The sequence below is a fragment of the Plantactinospora sp. BB1 genome (assembly GCF_003030385.1).
In the GTDB taxonomy this organism is placed as follows: Bacteria; Actinomycetota; Actinomycetes; order Mycobacteriales; family Micromonosporaceae; genus Plantactinospora.
Window position 1 is genome coordinate 3,461,468 of record NZ_CP028159.1, and the last position, 13,043, is coordinate 3,474,510.

Consider the following 13,043-nt stretch of genomic DNA (forward strand, 5'->3'; position numbering starts at 1 on the left):
ACTTTGTAAGGATGATACTCGCGCCGGAGGCAGGACGTCACAGGCGTGCGGGAAGGGGACGCCATGGACGGTACGACACCGGCTCCGGAGGAGCTGCTCGATATCGCGGTCGAGGTGGCCCGGGAGGCGGCGGAGACCGCGTACCGGATGCGCGCCGAGGGAGTCGCCGCGGTTGCCACCAAGAGCACGGTGACCGACGTGGTCACCGCCGCGGACCGGGCGGTGGAGCGGCAGGCGGTGGCGACCCTGCGGGCGGCCCGGCCCGGCGACGCCGTACTGGGCGAGGAGTACGGCGACGCCGAGGGTGCCGGCCCGGCCGCCGGCAGCGGCGTACGGTGGATCCTCGACCCGATCGACGGCACCGTGAACTACCTCTACGGGCTGCCGCACTACGCCGTCTCGCTCGCCGTCGAGGTCGACGGCGAGGTGGTCGCCGGAGTGGTCCGGAACGCGGCCACCGGGGACGAGTGGACGGCGATCCGGGGTCGGGGCGCCTACCGCGCCGGCCGACGGCTGAGCGGCTCGGTGGAGACCGATCTCGGACAGGCGCTGGTGGCCACCGGGTTCGGCTACGACCCGGCGCGCCGGGCGCACCAGGCCGGGGTGCTGCACCGGCTCATCCCGTACGTCCGGGACATCCGCCGGTTCGGGGTCGCCTCGATCGACCTGTGCCTGGCCGCCGAGGGCCTGGTCGACGGCTACTACGAGAAGGGGCTGAACCTCTGGGACCACGCGGCCGGCGGGCTGGTCGCCACCGAGGCCGGGCTCCGGGTCGACGGGCTGGCCGGTGCCGACCCGGGGCCGGACCTGCTGATCGCCGCCCCGCCCGCGCTCTTCGGCCCGCTGCACGACCACCTGGCCCGGCTCGACGCGGCCGGCGGCCCCTGAGGGTCGGCGGCCGGAGAGCCCGCCGGTCAGCTCAGGTTGGGGTCGGCGCAGGTCCGCGGCGGCAGCTGGGTGCTCTCGCTGTCCCGCTGGGTCAGCGCCTGGTTGACCTCGGTGATGGTCGCCAACTGCTTGAACTCGCCGCCGATCACCACGTCGACCACGTCGTTGTCGCGGTCGAGCTGGAACTCCGGCTCCGCCTCGTTGAGGAAGTACGCCTTGAGCACGTGGTAGGAGCCGACGCCCTTCGGCCCGTACCGCAGCACCGCGACCTCGTCGTCGATGCCCTTCCTGTTCGGCTCGTCGCCGGCCTTGAGGACCTGGAACTGCCGGTTCTGGAAGTCGGTCTTCACCGTGTTGGCCAGGCCGATGGTGTCGGTCGCGTTGTAGACGTTGATCTTGATGTCCTTCGGCAGCCGCAACCGGGTGTCGGCGAGCTTGTCACCTTCCTGGCAGTCACTGGCGACCTCTCGGCCGGCCTGGGTGTCGCGGACGAGGGTGACGACGACGAACACTATGGCGGTCACCGCGAGCACGCCGACGACGAGGAGGGCTCGGACGCGCGCGAAACTCATCTGCTTGGCTCCTGCGAAGGTGGTGTGTGGAACAGCCGACCGCACGGGCCGCCGTGGCTATCGAGTATGCCGGTGAGGCCAGCCGTTGTCCGACCGGGTGCTGAATCCGCCAGATTTGTCGGCGCGGCGACGACGATCGGCCGACCACTACCCCTATCTTCGTGTCGCCTGAGTCACATTGGGAACAACTCCGCGCGCTCGGACGTACATGCATGCCGCAGGGACGGTATACATGCCTCGCCCGAAGGGGGGTAAGGTACCCCGCTCGCCGGGGGAGTTCCGCCCGGCGGCCGCGACCCGGAACGTGCGCCGGGTCGGGCGACCGGAAGTAAGGCCGGCCAGCGGGAACCGAAACAGCGTCCTCCGGCGTTACAACCGGAAGCGACTATATCGATATGGGAGAGTGAGACCGATGGCCACCGACTACGACGCCCCGCGTCGCGACGAGGTCGACCTCGGCGAGGACAGCCTGGAAGAGCTCAAGGCTCGGCGGGTCGACTCACAGTCGGCCGCCGTGGACGTCGACGAGGCCGAGGTCGCCGAGAGCTTCGAGCTGCCCGGTGCCGACCTGGCCGACGAGGAGCTCACCGTGAAGGTGCTGCCGATGCAGTCGGACGAGTTCCGCTGCGCGCGCTGCTTCCTCGTGCACCACCGCAGCCAGCTCGCGGTGGAGCGCAACGGTGATCTGATCTGCCGCGAGTGCGCCTGACTTCCGAGGCCGGAGCGGTCTTCCCGGGCAGGGGAGCCCGTCCGGCGGGCACGGGGTGAGTCTTCCGGGACGGGGGAAGCGGCGACCTCCACCGCTGGGGGTCGCCGCGCGTGATTCGACATGCGGGGTTGGTGGGTAACTGCTTGACTCGATGCGCGTGGTGGCAAGCCCAACCGACGACACGCGCTGGAGGTCATGATGAGCCGCTCTGACCGGGCATCCGACGCGTCCTCGCCGGAACGGACCGACGCGTCCTCGCCGGAACGGCGCACCGACACGTCCTCGCCGGGGACGACCGACGCCTCGCCCGGGTCGGCCGACCGGGTCGGGCCGGTCGCCGTGCCGGGCGACGACACGACCTCGACCACGCCCGTCGACCGGGGACCGGCGGGCGGCGCGACCACGGCTGGGGAACTCGTGCCCGGTGACGGCCAGCGGGGGCCGGCGTCCCGGGACGACGAGCTGAGTTCCACCGTCGCCGCGCTCACCGCCGACGAACTGAACCGGTCCCGTCGGCGACGACTGCTCGGCCGGTTGGTCAGCCAGGTCCGGGCCAGCCGACCCGGCAACCTGTTCAAGCCGAAGGCGGCGGTCCGCTGGCTCACCGACACGGTGACCGAGATCGCGCCGCACATCCCGGTACGCGACCGGGAGACCCTGCTCCGGCACTTCGACGGCCTCGACTCCGACGCGCTGGCGGATCGGCTGATCCGCAACGCCGTACGCTCCACCGCCGGGGTGGGCGCCGCCGGTGGCGGGGTCGCGGCCGTGGAGTGGGTGGCCACCCCGACCCTGCTCTCGGCACCGGTACTGCTGGCCGCCGAAACCGTCGCCGTGGTCGCCATCGAACTGAAGCTGATCGGCGAACTGCACGAGGCGTACGGCGTGCGGCTGCCGGGCGGCACCAGCCAGCGCGCGGTCACGCTGATCCGCTCCTGGGCGGCCCAGCGCGGGGTCAATCCGCTGCTGCCCGGGGTCGGTGTCGGCGCGGTACTCGGCACCGCGGCCCGCAAGGAGCTGCGGGACCGGCTGCTGCGGCGGTTCGGCCGCAACCTGACCACCCTCGGGCCGTTCCTGACCGGCGCGGCGGTGGCCGGTTTCCTCAACGGCCGGGCCACCCGGGCACTCGGCGACCGGGTCCGGGAGGATCTCCGCCAGGGGCCGAGGGCGCTCGGCGGCTGACCGACCGGCTCGGACGGTCCGGGAGGCCGGTTCCCGGCGCCGGTTCGGTGCTCAGTCCGGGTCGCGGGCCGCGAGGATCGCCTCGGCCAGGCGTACCGGATGGCGGGAGCTGACCACCCAGTAGGGCGTCGGGTCGGCCGGATCGTCGAGGACCACCTGCACCGCCCCCGACACCCACGGGCGCTGCACCACGAACGCCAGCGGGTCGGCACCGACCCCGAGCACCTCGCGCCGGCCCTCGGCGTCCAGCGGGATGGCGTCGGCGACGAACCGCACCGGCAGCCGGGCGTCGTCGACCAGGAGTTCGCCGTCGCGTACGGCGATCCGGATCCGGCCGAGCCAGCCGAGCCCCACGGCGGCCAACGGCAACAGGACCACGAAGGGCAGCCAGGCGCGCATGCCGGTGGAGCCGAGCCAGATCTCGGCGGCCAGCAGCCCGGCGACGGCGATCCCGGCCAGCCAGAGCCACCAGGGCAGGGTCAGCCGCTCGGCGTACCCGGCACGGGCCGGGACGACCGCGGGGTCGGAACTTGTCGGGGCCACGCTGGAAGGGTACGGCCCGATGCGGCCGGTCGACCCGGCAGGATGGGGGCAACACCGGTGGATCCGCGAACCTGCCAGGAGAGTGAAAGCGTGACGCACGTGCTGCCCGTACCCGTCCGGCGCATCGACCCGGACCTGCCGCTGCCGGCGTACGCCCATCCCGGCGACGCCGGAGCCGACCTGGTCGCCGCCGAGGAGGTCGAGATCCCGCCCGGCCGGTGGCGGCTGGTCCGCACCGGGGTCGCGCTGGCCCTGCCGGTCGGGTACGTCGGGCTCGTGCACCCGCGGTCCGGGCTGGCGGCCAGGCTCGGTGTGACCGTGCTCAACGCGCCCGGTACGGTCGACGCCGGTTACCGGGGCGAGATCCTGGTCAACCTGATCAACCACGACCGGGTCACCCCGGCGAAGATCTCCCGGGGCGACCGGATCGCGCAGCTCGTGGTGCAGCGGGTGGAACGGGCCGAGTTCCTGCCCGTCGACGAGTTGCCCGACTCCGTGCGGGGTGCGGGCGGGCACGGCTCGACCGGCGGGCACGCCGGGCTGGTCGCCGCCGACCTCCGGGAGGAGCGGGTCGAGGGGGCGGGCGGCCGGTGAGTCGGCCGGAAAGAGGTGCCCGGGTCGGCCGTCGCCGTACGCCGTGCCCGACAATGCGAGTGAGATCCGCCCATCCGGCAGCCGGAAACGGAAGGTAGCAGGTAAGCAACATGATCTTCTCCCGAGGACGCGGCGGGCGCCACTCCCGCGACGAGCGCTCCGGTCGGCAGTCGGCCGACACCCAGGACCTCGCCGCCGCGACCGAGCCCGAGGGGCCCGGGCACGGACCGTACGACATCGGCGACGAGCCGCCGGACGTGCAGCGGCTCGACCTGGGCAGCCTGCGCATCCCGGCCGTGCAGGACGTGGAGGTACGCGTCCAGGCCAACCCCGACGGGGTGATCCAGCAGGTCGTCCTGGTGCACGGGGAGAGCGCCCTCCAGCTGGGGGTCTTCGCGGCACCGCGTACCGAGGAGATCTGGCCGGAGTGGCGGGAGGAGATCCGCACCTCGCTGGCGGCCGACGGGGTGGTGGCCGAGGAGGTGGAGGGCGAGCACGGCACCGAGTTGCGGGCCCGGGTCCGTACCCCGGACGGTGGCATCGCCGACCTGCGCTTCGTCGGCGTCGACGGGCCGCGCTGGATGATCCAGGGCGTCTTCCAGGGGCGTGCCGCCAGCGACCCGGCCGCCGCCGGACCGCTCACGGAGTGCCTGAACGGGCTGGTGGTCGACCGGGGTCAGGAGGCCAAGCCGGTCCGCGAGCCGCTGCCGCTGCGGTTGCCGCGCGAGGCGGACGCCGCCGGTGCCGAAGCGCAGCCGGACGGCCACCAGCCCGGTGGGCCGGTCAACGGCGTCGTCTCGGGCCAGCAGCACCCGCCGCGCTCCGAACCCCGGCCCCGTCGCCGCGACGGTTCCTGACCGCTGCCCGCCGCGACGGCGGCGAGCGCCTCCTCCCAGGCCGGTCCGGCCGGGGGACTGAGCGGGGATGGCCGGGCGGGCTACCCCGATCCGGCTCGCTCCGGGCCGCCGCCCGGGCCGCCGTCGGGGGCCGCCGCCGGGTCGGTTCGGCGCCGGTGGCGGTGGGTCGGCAAACCGGCAGCGGGCGACCCGTGCACGGGTGCCGGATCGGCGTACGCTTGCGGGACGGCTGCACGCCAGCCGTGTCGAGCACGCGCCGGGGCGGCGCGTGGAGGAGGGTGACACCGGGTCATGGCGACCGACCAGGGCCGACTCTCGTGGCGGGGCTTCCTGCAACGGCTGACCGCGAGCGAGGCCGAGATCGAGGCGGAGGAGCTGCTCCGGGAGAGCGCCGAGTGCGGCAGCACCCCGGCCGGGCAGTGCAGCCGGGGGCAGGTGGTGTCGGTCTCGGGCCGGCTCCGTACCGTGGTCTACACCCCCCGGACGAACCTGCCGACCCTGGAGGCGGACCTCTACGACGGCAGCGACATCGTGACCCTGGTCTGGCTGGGACGCCGGCACATCTCCGGGATCGAGCCGGGCCGGCAATTGACCGCGCGCGGTCGCATGGCGGTACGGGATGACCGTAAAGTCATCTACAACCCGTACTACGAGCTGGAGTCGCCACGGTGAGCACGGAGACCGGCGCCCCCGGCCGCGACCGGAAGACACACAGATGACCGCTGGACAGCCCCGCACCGACAGCCCGGGCAGCGACCCGACGGCCAGCCGGACCGAGGACGAGGAACAGCTCCCCAGCCTGACCGAGCAGATGGCGGAGCAGCTCGGCGGCTGGCGGGGGATGGTCGAGTCCAGCGTCCCGGTGGTCGTCTTCGTCGCGGTCAACATCATCACCGAGCTGCGTCCGGCGGTGATCGCCTCGGTGGCGGTCGCGGTGCTGATCGCGGTCGTCCGACTCTTCCAGCGGCGACCGGTCCGACACGCCGTCAACGGCCTGGTCGGGATCGGCATCGGCGCCATGATCGCCTGGCGTACCGGTGACGAGCGGGACTTCTACCTGCCCGGCATCCTCTACGGCATCGTCTACGGGCTGGTGCTGCTCGGCTCGGCGGTGATCCGCCAGCCGCTGGTCGGCTGGATCTGGTCCATCATCGCGGCCGGTGGCCGGTCGGAGTGGCGGCAGGATCCCCGGCTGGTCCGCACCTTCACCCGGCTCACCGTGCTCTGGGGCGTCGTCTGGCTGGCCAAGGTGGGCGTGCAGGCCGGGCTCTACCTGGCCGACATGGACACCGCGCTCGGCATCGCCCGGCTGCTGCTCGGCTATCCGCCGTACGCGCTGCTGCTGGTGATCACCATCTGGACGGTCCGCCGGGTGAACCGGACGCCGGCCGTACCGGCACCGCTCGGCGGCTGACCGCCGCCGGGCAGCACCCCGACCGGTCCCGGACCGCTCAACTGCTGCTGCGGGTCCGCTCGACGCTGTCCGGACCGAGGATCACCTTGCGGACCTCGTCCTCGACCTCGGCCGTACAGACGAAGATCAGCTCGTCGCCGGCCTCCAACGGGTCGTCGGGGCTCGGCACCAGCACCCGCTTGCCGCGCAGGATGGCGGTGAGCGCCGAGTCCCGGGGCAGCGGCACCGAGTGGATCGGGTGGCCGACGTACGGTGCGGTCGGCGGCAGGGTGATCTCGACCAGGTTCGCCTCGCCCTGCCGGAACGTCATCAGCCGGACCAGGTCGCCGACGGTCACCGCCTCCTCGACCAGGGCCGCCATCACCCGTGGCTTGCTGACCGCCACGTCGACCCCCCACTGGTCGGTGAAGAGCCACTCGTTCTCGGCCCGGTTGATCCGGGCGACCACCCGGGGGACGGCGAACTCCGTCTTGGCCAGCAGCGAGACCACCAGGTTGACCTTGTCGTCGCCGGTGGCGGCCACCACCACGTCGCAGCTGGCCAGGTCGGCCTCCTCAAGGCTGGCCAGCTCGCAGGCGTCGGCGAGGATCCACTCGGCGGCCGGTACCCGCTCCGGGCGGAGCATCTTCGGCTTCCGCTCGATCAGCATCACCTGGTGCCCGTTCTCGATCAGCTCCTGCGCGATCGAGCGGCCCACGTTGCCGGCGCCGGCGATGGCGATCCGCATCTCAGCGCCCTCCTTCCGGCGGCGAGCCCGCCACCGTGGTCACCTGGTCGGCGATGTCGTCGGTGACCAGCATGGAGACCTGGTCGCCCTCCTGGAGCACGCTGGACGCGGTCGGCAGGGCGGCGATGCCGAACCGGGTCAGATAGCCGACCCGGGCGCCGGTGGCCTCCTCCAGCCCGCGTACCGGACGGCCGATCCAGTCGTCGTGCACCGGTACCTCGATGATCGAGACGGTGCTGGTCGGGTCGCGGAAGATCTCCACGTGTCCCTCCGGCACCAGGTGCCGGACGATCCGGTCGGCGGTCCACCGGACGGTGGCCACGGTCGGGATGCCGAGCCGCTCGTAGACCTGGGCCCGCTTCGAGTCGTAGATCCGGGCGACCACCCGGGAGACGCCGTACGTCTCGCGGGCCAGCCGGGCTGAGATGATGTTGGAGTTGTCGCCGCTGGAGACGGCGGCGAAGCCGTCGGCCCGCTCGATGCCGGCCTGGCGGAGCACCTCCGCGTCGAACCCGGCGCCGGTGACGGTGATCCCGCCGAAGTCCGGGCCGAGCCGGCGGAACGCGTCCGCGTCCTGGTCGATGACGGCCACCGAGTGGCCGCGCGACTCCAGGTTGTGCGCGAGGGTCGAACCGACCCGGCCACAGCCCATGATCACGACGTGCAAGGCAAGTCCTCCCGGATCACCGCGGGACCGACCCGTCCGGTGGGGTGATGTCACCATGAGCGTAGCCATCCGGCTCCCCGCCCGTGGCGCCCGACCTCCCGCGTCGCGGATCTCCGGCCGCGTCCCGGCCCGGCCGGCGGCCGCAGCACCGGTGACGGCCGCGACCCCGGTGACGGACGCAGCACCGGTGACGGCCGCGACCCCGGTAACGGCCGCAGCACCGGTGACGGCCGCGGCACCCTCCGCCACGAACCGGCCCCGGACTTCCGCTCCGCTGGTGCGGTCGGTCGCACCGCCCGGCGCCGGTTAGCCGGATCACCGGGAAGATCGGCCGCACCGGCCGACCGGGCGAATCCGGCAGCCGTACCCTTAGCGGTTGTGGCCAGTCCCACCTCGCTAGTCAAGCGCCTGCTGCTGGGCCGACCCTTTCGGTCCGACAAGTTGCAGCACACCCTGCTGCCGAAGCGCATCGCGCTGCCGGTCTTCGCCTCCGACGCGCTCTCCAGCGTGGCGTACGCACCGGACGAGATCCTGCTGACGCTCTCGATCGCCGGCACCTCGGCGTACCTCTTCTCGCCGTGGGTCGCCCTGGCCGTCGTGGTGGTGATGCTCACCGTGGTGGCGAGCTACCGGCAGAACGTGCACGCGTACCCCTCCGGCGGTGGCGACTACGAGGTGGCCACCGTCAACCTCGGCCCGAAGTTCGGCGTCGGGGTGGCCAGCGCGCTGCTGGTCGACTACGTGTTGACCGTCGCCGTGTCGGTCTCCTCCGGGGTGGCCAACCTCGGGTCGGTGCTGCCGTTCGTCTCCGAGCACCGGGTCGGGGTGGCGGTGACCGCGGTGGTCGTACTGAGCGCGATCAACCTGCGCGGGCTGCGCGAGTCCGGCACCGCGTTCGCGATCCCGACCTACGGCTTCATGATCGTCATCATCGGGATGATCCTCACCGGACTGGTCCGGATCTTCGTCCTCGGCCACGACCTGCGGGCGCCCAGCGCCGATCTGGTGGTCAGTGCCGAACACGCCAACCTGACCGCCTTCGCGATGGCCTTCCTGCTGCTCCGGGCTTTCTCCTCCGGCTGTGCCGCGCTGACCGGGGTGGAGGCGATCTCCAACGGCGTACCGGCCTTCAAGCCGCCGAAGAGCAAGAACGCCGCCACCACGCTGCTGATGCTCGGCTCGGTGGCGATCGTCATGATCATGGGCATCATCTGGCTGTCCCGGCTGACCGGCCTCCAGTTCATGGAGAACCCGGCCCGGCAGCTCGAACACGGCCCGCTCGACTACGTGCAGAAGACCGTGACCGTCCAACTCGGCCAGGCGATCTTCGGCAACGGGGTGCTGCTCTTCGTGGTGGCCGGCGCGACCGCGCTGATCCTCTTCCTGGCCGCCAACACCGCGTTCAACGGCTTCCCGGTGCTCGGCTCGATCCTGGCCCAGGACCGCTACCTGCCCCGGCAGTTGCACACCCGGGGCGACCGGCTGGCCTTCTCCAACGGCATCGTCTTCCTCGCGCTGACCGCGATCCTGCTGATCGTCGCCTTCCAGGCCGAGGTGACCCGGCTGATCCAGCTCTACATCGTCGGCGTCTTCGTCTCGTTCACGCTCTCCCAGGCGGGCATGATCCGGCACTGGAACCGGATGCTGCGTACCGAGCGGGATCCGGTGGTGCGGCGCAGGATGGTCCGGTCCCGGGCCATCAACGCCTTCGGGATGGGGCTGACCGGGGCGGTACTGGTGGTCGTGCTGCTCACCAAGTTCCTGCTCGGTGCCTGGATCGCCATCGCCGCGATGGCGGTGATCTACGCCATGATGCTCGGCATCCGCCGGCACTACGACCGGATCGCCACCGAGCTGACCCCACCCGAGGGACGCCCGGTGCTGCCGGCCCGCAACCACGCCATCGTGCTGGTCAGCAAGGTCCACCAGCCGACCCTGCGGGCGATCGCCTACGCCCAGGCGACCCGGCCGGACACCCTGACCGCGCTGACCGTCAACGTCGACGAGGCGGACACCCGGGCGGTGCAGGCGGAGTGGGAACGGCACGGGGTGACGGTGCCGCTGACCGTGATCGACTCGCCGTACCGGGAGATCACCCGGCCGATCCTCGACTTCGTCGCGTCGGCCCGCCGGGAGTCACCCCGCGACGTGGTCACGGTCTTCATCCCCGAGTACGTCGTCGGGCACTGGTGGGAGAACCTCCTGCACAACCAGAGCGCGCTGCGGATCAAGGGCCGGCTGCTCTTCGAGCCCGGGGTGATGGTGACCAGCGTGCCCTGGCAGCTCGCCTCCACCGCCCGGAAGAACCTGGACCGGTTCGACGCCACCCTCAGCCGTGGACCGGCCCGCGGACCGCGCGGCGGCGCCCCGGTCGGCGGCCTGCTCGGGCCGCCCCCGCCGTCGAACACCGCCGCCACGGCACCACCGCCGCCCCCGCTGGCCGGTACCGACCTCGACGAGCCACCGCCCGCCCCTGGGCGGGACAGCGCGGGTCCCCGATGAGCGCCGGTGAGCGGTCCCGGGTCGCCTCGACGGGCCCGGGCGAGGCCGAGCGGGTCGAGCTGACCGTCGGGCCGGTGGCGCACGGCGGGCACTGCGTGGCCCGACTGGACGGGCAGGTGGTCTTCGTCCGGCACGCGCTGCCGGGGGAGCGGGTGATCGCCCAGATCACCGAGGTACGCCGGGACTTCCTCCGGGCGGACGCGGTGACCGTACTCGACGCCTCGCCGGACCGGGTCGTCCCGCCGTGCCCGTGGGCGGGGCCGGACCGGTGCGGCGGCTGCGACCTCCAGCACGTCGCACCGGCGGCGCAGCGACGCTGGAAGACCGAGGTGGTACGCGAGCAGCTGCGTCGGCTGGCCGGCCTGACCCCGGAGCAGGTCGCCGAGCTGGACGTCCGGGTCGAGGAGCTGTCCGGCGGCCCGCTCGGCTGGCGCTCCCGGGTCCGGTACGCCGTCGACGCCGCCGGTCGGGCCGGACTGCTCAAGCACCGGTCGCACGAGGTCGTCCCGATCGACTGGTGCCGGATCGCCCGCCCGGCGATCCAGGAGCTGCCGGTGCTGACGCCCAGCGGTCGACTCTGGCCCGACGCCGACCTGGTGGAGGTGGTCGCCTCCTCGGGCGGCGACGTGACCGTGCACGGGCGGCGCACCACCGGGGTGCTCGGCGGCGGCGACCTCGGCGAGGCCGCCGTCCCGCCCTCCGGCGGACCGACCGATGGCGGCGCCGGCCGGAGGAATGGCGCCGTCGACCCGACGCACGGTGCCGGCGGCCCGACGGATGCCGACGGCGGCCCGACCGACGCGGCCGCGCCGGACGGGGCGGGGGAGCGGGTCCGGGAGGTGGCGGTCGGCCGGACGTGGCGGCTGCCGCCGGAGGCGTTCTGGCAGGTACATCCGGCGGCGGCGGAAACGCTGGCGGCGGCCGTACTCGACCTGCTGGCGCCCCGGGACGGCGAGTCCGCCTGGGACCTCTACGGCGGAGCCGGGCTTTTCGCGGCGGCGCTGGCCGACCGGGTCGGTCCGACCGGCCGGATCACCCTGGTCGAGTCGGCCGAGCCGGCGGTCGGGGCCGCCCGGGACAACCTCGCCGACCTCCCGCAGATCGAGGTGGTCCGGGCGTCGGTCGGACCGGCGCTGCGGCGGCGCCGGATCGTCGGGCCGGTCGACCTGGTGGTGCTGGACCCGCCGCGCGCCGGTGCCGGTGCCGAGGTCGTCCGGGCGGTCGCCGCCGCCACCACCCGGGCGGTGGCCTACGTGGCCTGCGACCCGGCCGCCTTCGCCCGGGACGCCCGGACGTTCCGGGAGGCGGGCTGGCGGCTCGCCGCGCTGCGCGGCTACGACCTCTTCCCGATGACCCAGCACGTGGAGCTGGTCGCGCTACTGCTGCCCGCCGAGAGCTGAGCCCGGCCGGCGGCGGAGGCCGACACCCGGCCGGGCCCGACCTCCGCCGCCGCCTCAGCGGCCGGTACGGCGCCGCTTCAGGGTCCGCTCGTAGTCCTGGAAGCGCGCCTTGGCGATCGCCGACCGGTCCTCCGACCGCAGCACGATGCCCTCGGCCCGGCCCGGCGTACCGTCCAGGGCCACCGTCGTGGCCGGCAGGCGCTCGGCGAGGAACCGGTGGGTCTTCTCCAGCTCCGTCGGCAGCTCGGCGGCGTCGACCGTGTCGAGCCGGGGCACCGTCGGCAGCCCGGCGGCCTCGGCCCGGGCCAGCAGCTCCGACTCGGCGAGGAACGGCTGCCCCGCCGACTCCCGCCAGGACGAGATCCGCTCGACCGGCCACTCCAGCAGCTCCGCGTAGTCGTCCAGCACGACCACGTCGAAGAGCCGGGCACCCACCGCGCGGGACTCGGTGTAGTGCTTCGAGGCGGCGGTCACCTTGCCGCCGTAGACCTCCAGGTAGTGCACCACGACGGCGTCCCGGTCGACCGGTGGCAGCCGGTCGGCGATCGGGCGGAGCGCCTCGACGATGCCGAGCGCCGGGTTGCCGATCAGGTCACCACGGGCGTACAGCAGCTCCTCGCGGCTGCCGATCAGGTAGCTGCCGTCCGGCAGCGAGACGATCCGCCCGTTCGTCCCGTCGACCTTCTCGGTCAGGTGGACCGGGCCGGAGAAGGCGACGGTCTCGTCGAGCAGGCCGCCGTTGCGCGGGTCCAGGCAGTGGTAGGTCGGGATGGACGGGTACTTGGTCAGCGAGTTGATCGCGGTCAGGTTCGCCGTGCGTACGTTGAAGTCGGACATGTCGCCTCCCCGCGAGCTGTGCTGCCGTCCACCCCACCGGTGGTGCCGGCAACTCTGCGGGATCACCGATCGGACGGGCAAGGCGGTTTCCGGCGAACCGACCGGCGTGGCGACCGGCGAACCGACCGGCGTGGCGACGTCGGAATCGCGG

14 protein-coding genes are annotated in these 13,043 nt (G+C 73.1%); 9 read left to right on the forward strand and 5 right to left on the reverse strand.

Annotated elements, in window-relative coordinates; genetic code table 11:
* Positions 1-63 precede the first annotated feature (63 nt).
* Positions 64-888 (forward strand): inositol monophosphatase family protein, encoded by an 825-nt coding sequence (locus tag C6W10_RS15145; RefSeq protein ID WP_107258636.1) that lies wholly within the window; start codon positions 64-66, stop codon positions 886-888.
* A 26-nt stretch (positions 889-914) separates the two neighbouring features.
* On the opposite strand, the gene C6W10_RS15150 is transcribed toward C6W10_RS15145, so the two are convergent.
* Entirely contained in the window at positions 915-1,460 is a 546-nt protein-coding gene (locus C6W10_RS15150) for a LytR C-terminal domain-containing protein (protein WP_107258637.1), read from the reverse strand.
* Positions 1,461-1,872: 412 nt separating this feature from the next.
* Here C6W10_RS15150 and C6W10_RS15155 point away from each other — a divergent pair, with 412 nt between their 5' ends.
* Positions 1,873-2,169 carry a DUF4193 domain-containing protein gene (locus C6W10_RS15155; RefSeq protein ID WP_101370510.1) on the forward strand — a complete coding sequence of 99 codons (297 nt, stop codon included), beginning with the start codon at positions 1,873-1,875 and terminating at the stop codon, positions 2,167-2,169.
* 417 nt (positions 2,170-2,586) lie between these two features.
* Positions 2,587-3,351, forward strand: a complete 765-nt coding sequence (locus tag C6W10_RS15160; protein WP_107263961.1) for a hypothetical protein — start codon at positions 2,587-2,589, stop codon at positions 3,349-3,351.
* Positions 3,352-3,402: 51 nt separating this feature from the next.
* Here the strand turns inward: C6W10_RS15160 and C6W10_RS15165 are convergent, their stop codons facing one another.
* Positions 3,403-3,894, reverse strand: coding sequence for a DUF3093 domain-containing protein (locus C6W10_RS15165; protein WP_107258638.1), 492 nt, complete (start codon positions 3,892-3,894; stop codon positions 3,403-3,405).
* Between the two features lie 42 nt (positions 3,895-3,936).
* Between C6W10_RS15165 and dut the strand changes: the two genes are divergently transcribed.
* From dut to C6W10_RS15185, 4 genes are all read left to right on the forward strand, one after another.
* Positions 3,937-4,488, forward strand: coding sequence for a dUTP diphosphatase (gene dut, locus C6W10_RS15170; RefSeq protein WP_107258639.1), 552 nt, complete (start codon positions 3,937-3,939; stop codon positions 4,486-4,488).
* A gap of 110 nt (positions 4,489-4,598) precedes the next feature.
* The gene (locus tag C6W10_RS15175) at positions 4,599-5,345 is read left to right on the forward strand and encodes a DUF3710 domain-containing protein (protein WP_107258640.1); all 747 of its coding nucleotides are present in this window, start codon (positions 4,599-4,601) and stop codon (positions 5,343-5,345) included.
* A gap of 291 nt (positions 5,346-5,636) precedes the next feature.
* Complete coding sequence (locus C6W10_RS15180) at positions 5,637-6,017, forward strand: OB-fold nucleic acid binding domain-containing protein (RefSeq protein WP_107258641.1); 381 nt, start codon at positions 5,637-5,639, stop codon at positions 6,015-6,017.
* A gap of 43 nt (positions 6,018-6,060) precedes the next feature.
* Entirely contained in the window at positions 6,061-6,759 is a 699-nt protein-coding gene (locus C6W10_RS15185) for a DUF3159 domain-containing protein (RefSeq protein WP_107258642.1), read from the forward strand.
* Positions 6,760-6,796: 37 nt separating this feature from the next.
* Here C6W10_RS15185 and C6W10_RS15190 read toward each other — a convergent pair whose 3' ends face one another.
* Both C6W10_RS15190 and C6W10_RS15195 read right to left on the reverse strand, forming a co-directional pair.
* The gene (locus tag C6W10_RS15190) at positions 6,797-7,486 is read right to left on the reverse strand and encodes a TrkA family potassium uptake protein (RefSeq protein ID WP_107258643.1); all 690 of its coding nucleotides are present in this window, start codon (positions 7,484-7,486) and stop codon (positions 6,797-6,799) included.
* A 1-nt stretch (position 7,487) separates the two neighbouring features.
* Positions 7,488-8,153, reverse strand: a complete 666-nt coding sequence (locus C6W10_RS15195; protein WP_107258644.1) for a TrkA family potassium uptake protein — start codon at positions 8,151-8,153, stop codon at positions 7,488-7,490.
* Positions 8,154-8,531: 378 nt separating this feature from the next.
* On the opposite strand from C6W10_RS15195, the gene C6W10_RS15200 reads away from it, so the two are divergent.
* On the forward strand, positions 8,532-10,655 hold the full coding sequence (locus C6W10_RS15200) for an APC family permease (protein ID WP_107258645.1): 2,124 nt from the start codon (positions 8,532-8,534) through the stop codon (positions 10,653-10,655).
* Positions 10,652-12,055: a class I SAM-dependent RNA methyltransferase gene (locus tag C6W10_RS15205; protein ID WP_107258646.1), complete on the forward strand. Its 1,404-nt coding sequence runs from the start codon at positions 10,652-10,654 to the stop codon at positions 12,053-12,055. The genes C6W10_RS15200 and C6W10_RS15205 overlap by 4 nt, the downstream gene beginning before the upstream one ends.
* 54 nt (positions 12,056-12,109) lie before the next feature.
* On the opposite strand, the gene C6W10_RS15210 is transcribed toward C6W10_RS15205, so the two are convergent.
* A complete protein-coding gene (locus C6W10_RS15210; protein ID WP_107258647.1) occupies positions 12,110-12,892 on the reverse strand; it encodes an RNA ligase family protein in 783 nt (260 codons plus the stop codon).
* Positions 12,893-13,043 lie beyond the last annotated feature (151 nt).

Excerpts from the sequence above, each read along its gene's own strand:
- dut (WP_107258639.1), top strand. The coding sequence starts at position 3,937 with ATGGGGGCAACACCGGTGGATCCGCGAACCTGCCAGGAGAGTGAAAGC.
- C6W10_RS15210 (WP_107258647.1), bottom strand. The coding sequence starts at position 12,892 with ATGTCCGACTTCAACGTACGCACGGCGAACCTGACCGCGATCAACTCG.
- C6W10_RS15150 (WP_107258637.1), bottom strand. The coding sequence starts at position 1,460 with ATGAGTTTCGCGCGCGTCCGAGCCCTCCTCGTCGTCGGCGTGCTCGCG.
- C6W10_RS15205 (WP_107258646.1), top strand. The coding sequence starts at position 10,652 with ATGAGCGCCGGTGAGCGGTCCCGGGTCGCCTCGACGGGCCCGGGCGAG.
- C6W10_RS15145 (WP_107258636.1), top strand. The coding sequence starts at position 64 with ATGGACGGTACGACACCGGCTCCGGAGGAGCTGCTCGATATCGCGGTC.
- C6W10_RS15185 (WP_107258642.1), top strand. The coding sequence starts at position 6,061 with ATGACCGCTGGACAGCCCCGCACCGACAGCCCGGGCAGCGACCCGACG.
- C6W10_RS15175 (WP_107258640.1), top strand. The coding sequence starts at position 4,599 with ATGATCTTCTCCCGAGGACGCGGCGGGCGCCACTCCCGCGACGAGCGC.
- C6W10_RS15155 (WP_101370510.1), top strand. The coding sequence starts at position 1,873 with ATGGCCACCGACTACGACGCCCCGCGTCGCGACGAGGTCGACCTCGGC.
- C6W10_RS15190 (WP_107258643.1), bottom strand. The coding sequence starts at position 7,486 with ATGCGGATCGCCATCGCCGGCGCCGGCAACGTGGGCCGCTCGATCGCG.
- C6W10_RS15180 (WP_107258641.1), top strand. The coding sequence starts at position 5,637 with ATGGCGACCGACCAGGGCCGACTCTCGTGGCGGGGCTTCCTGCAACGG.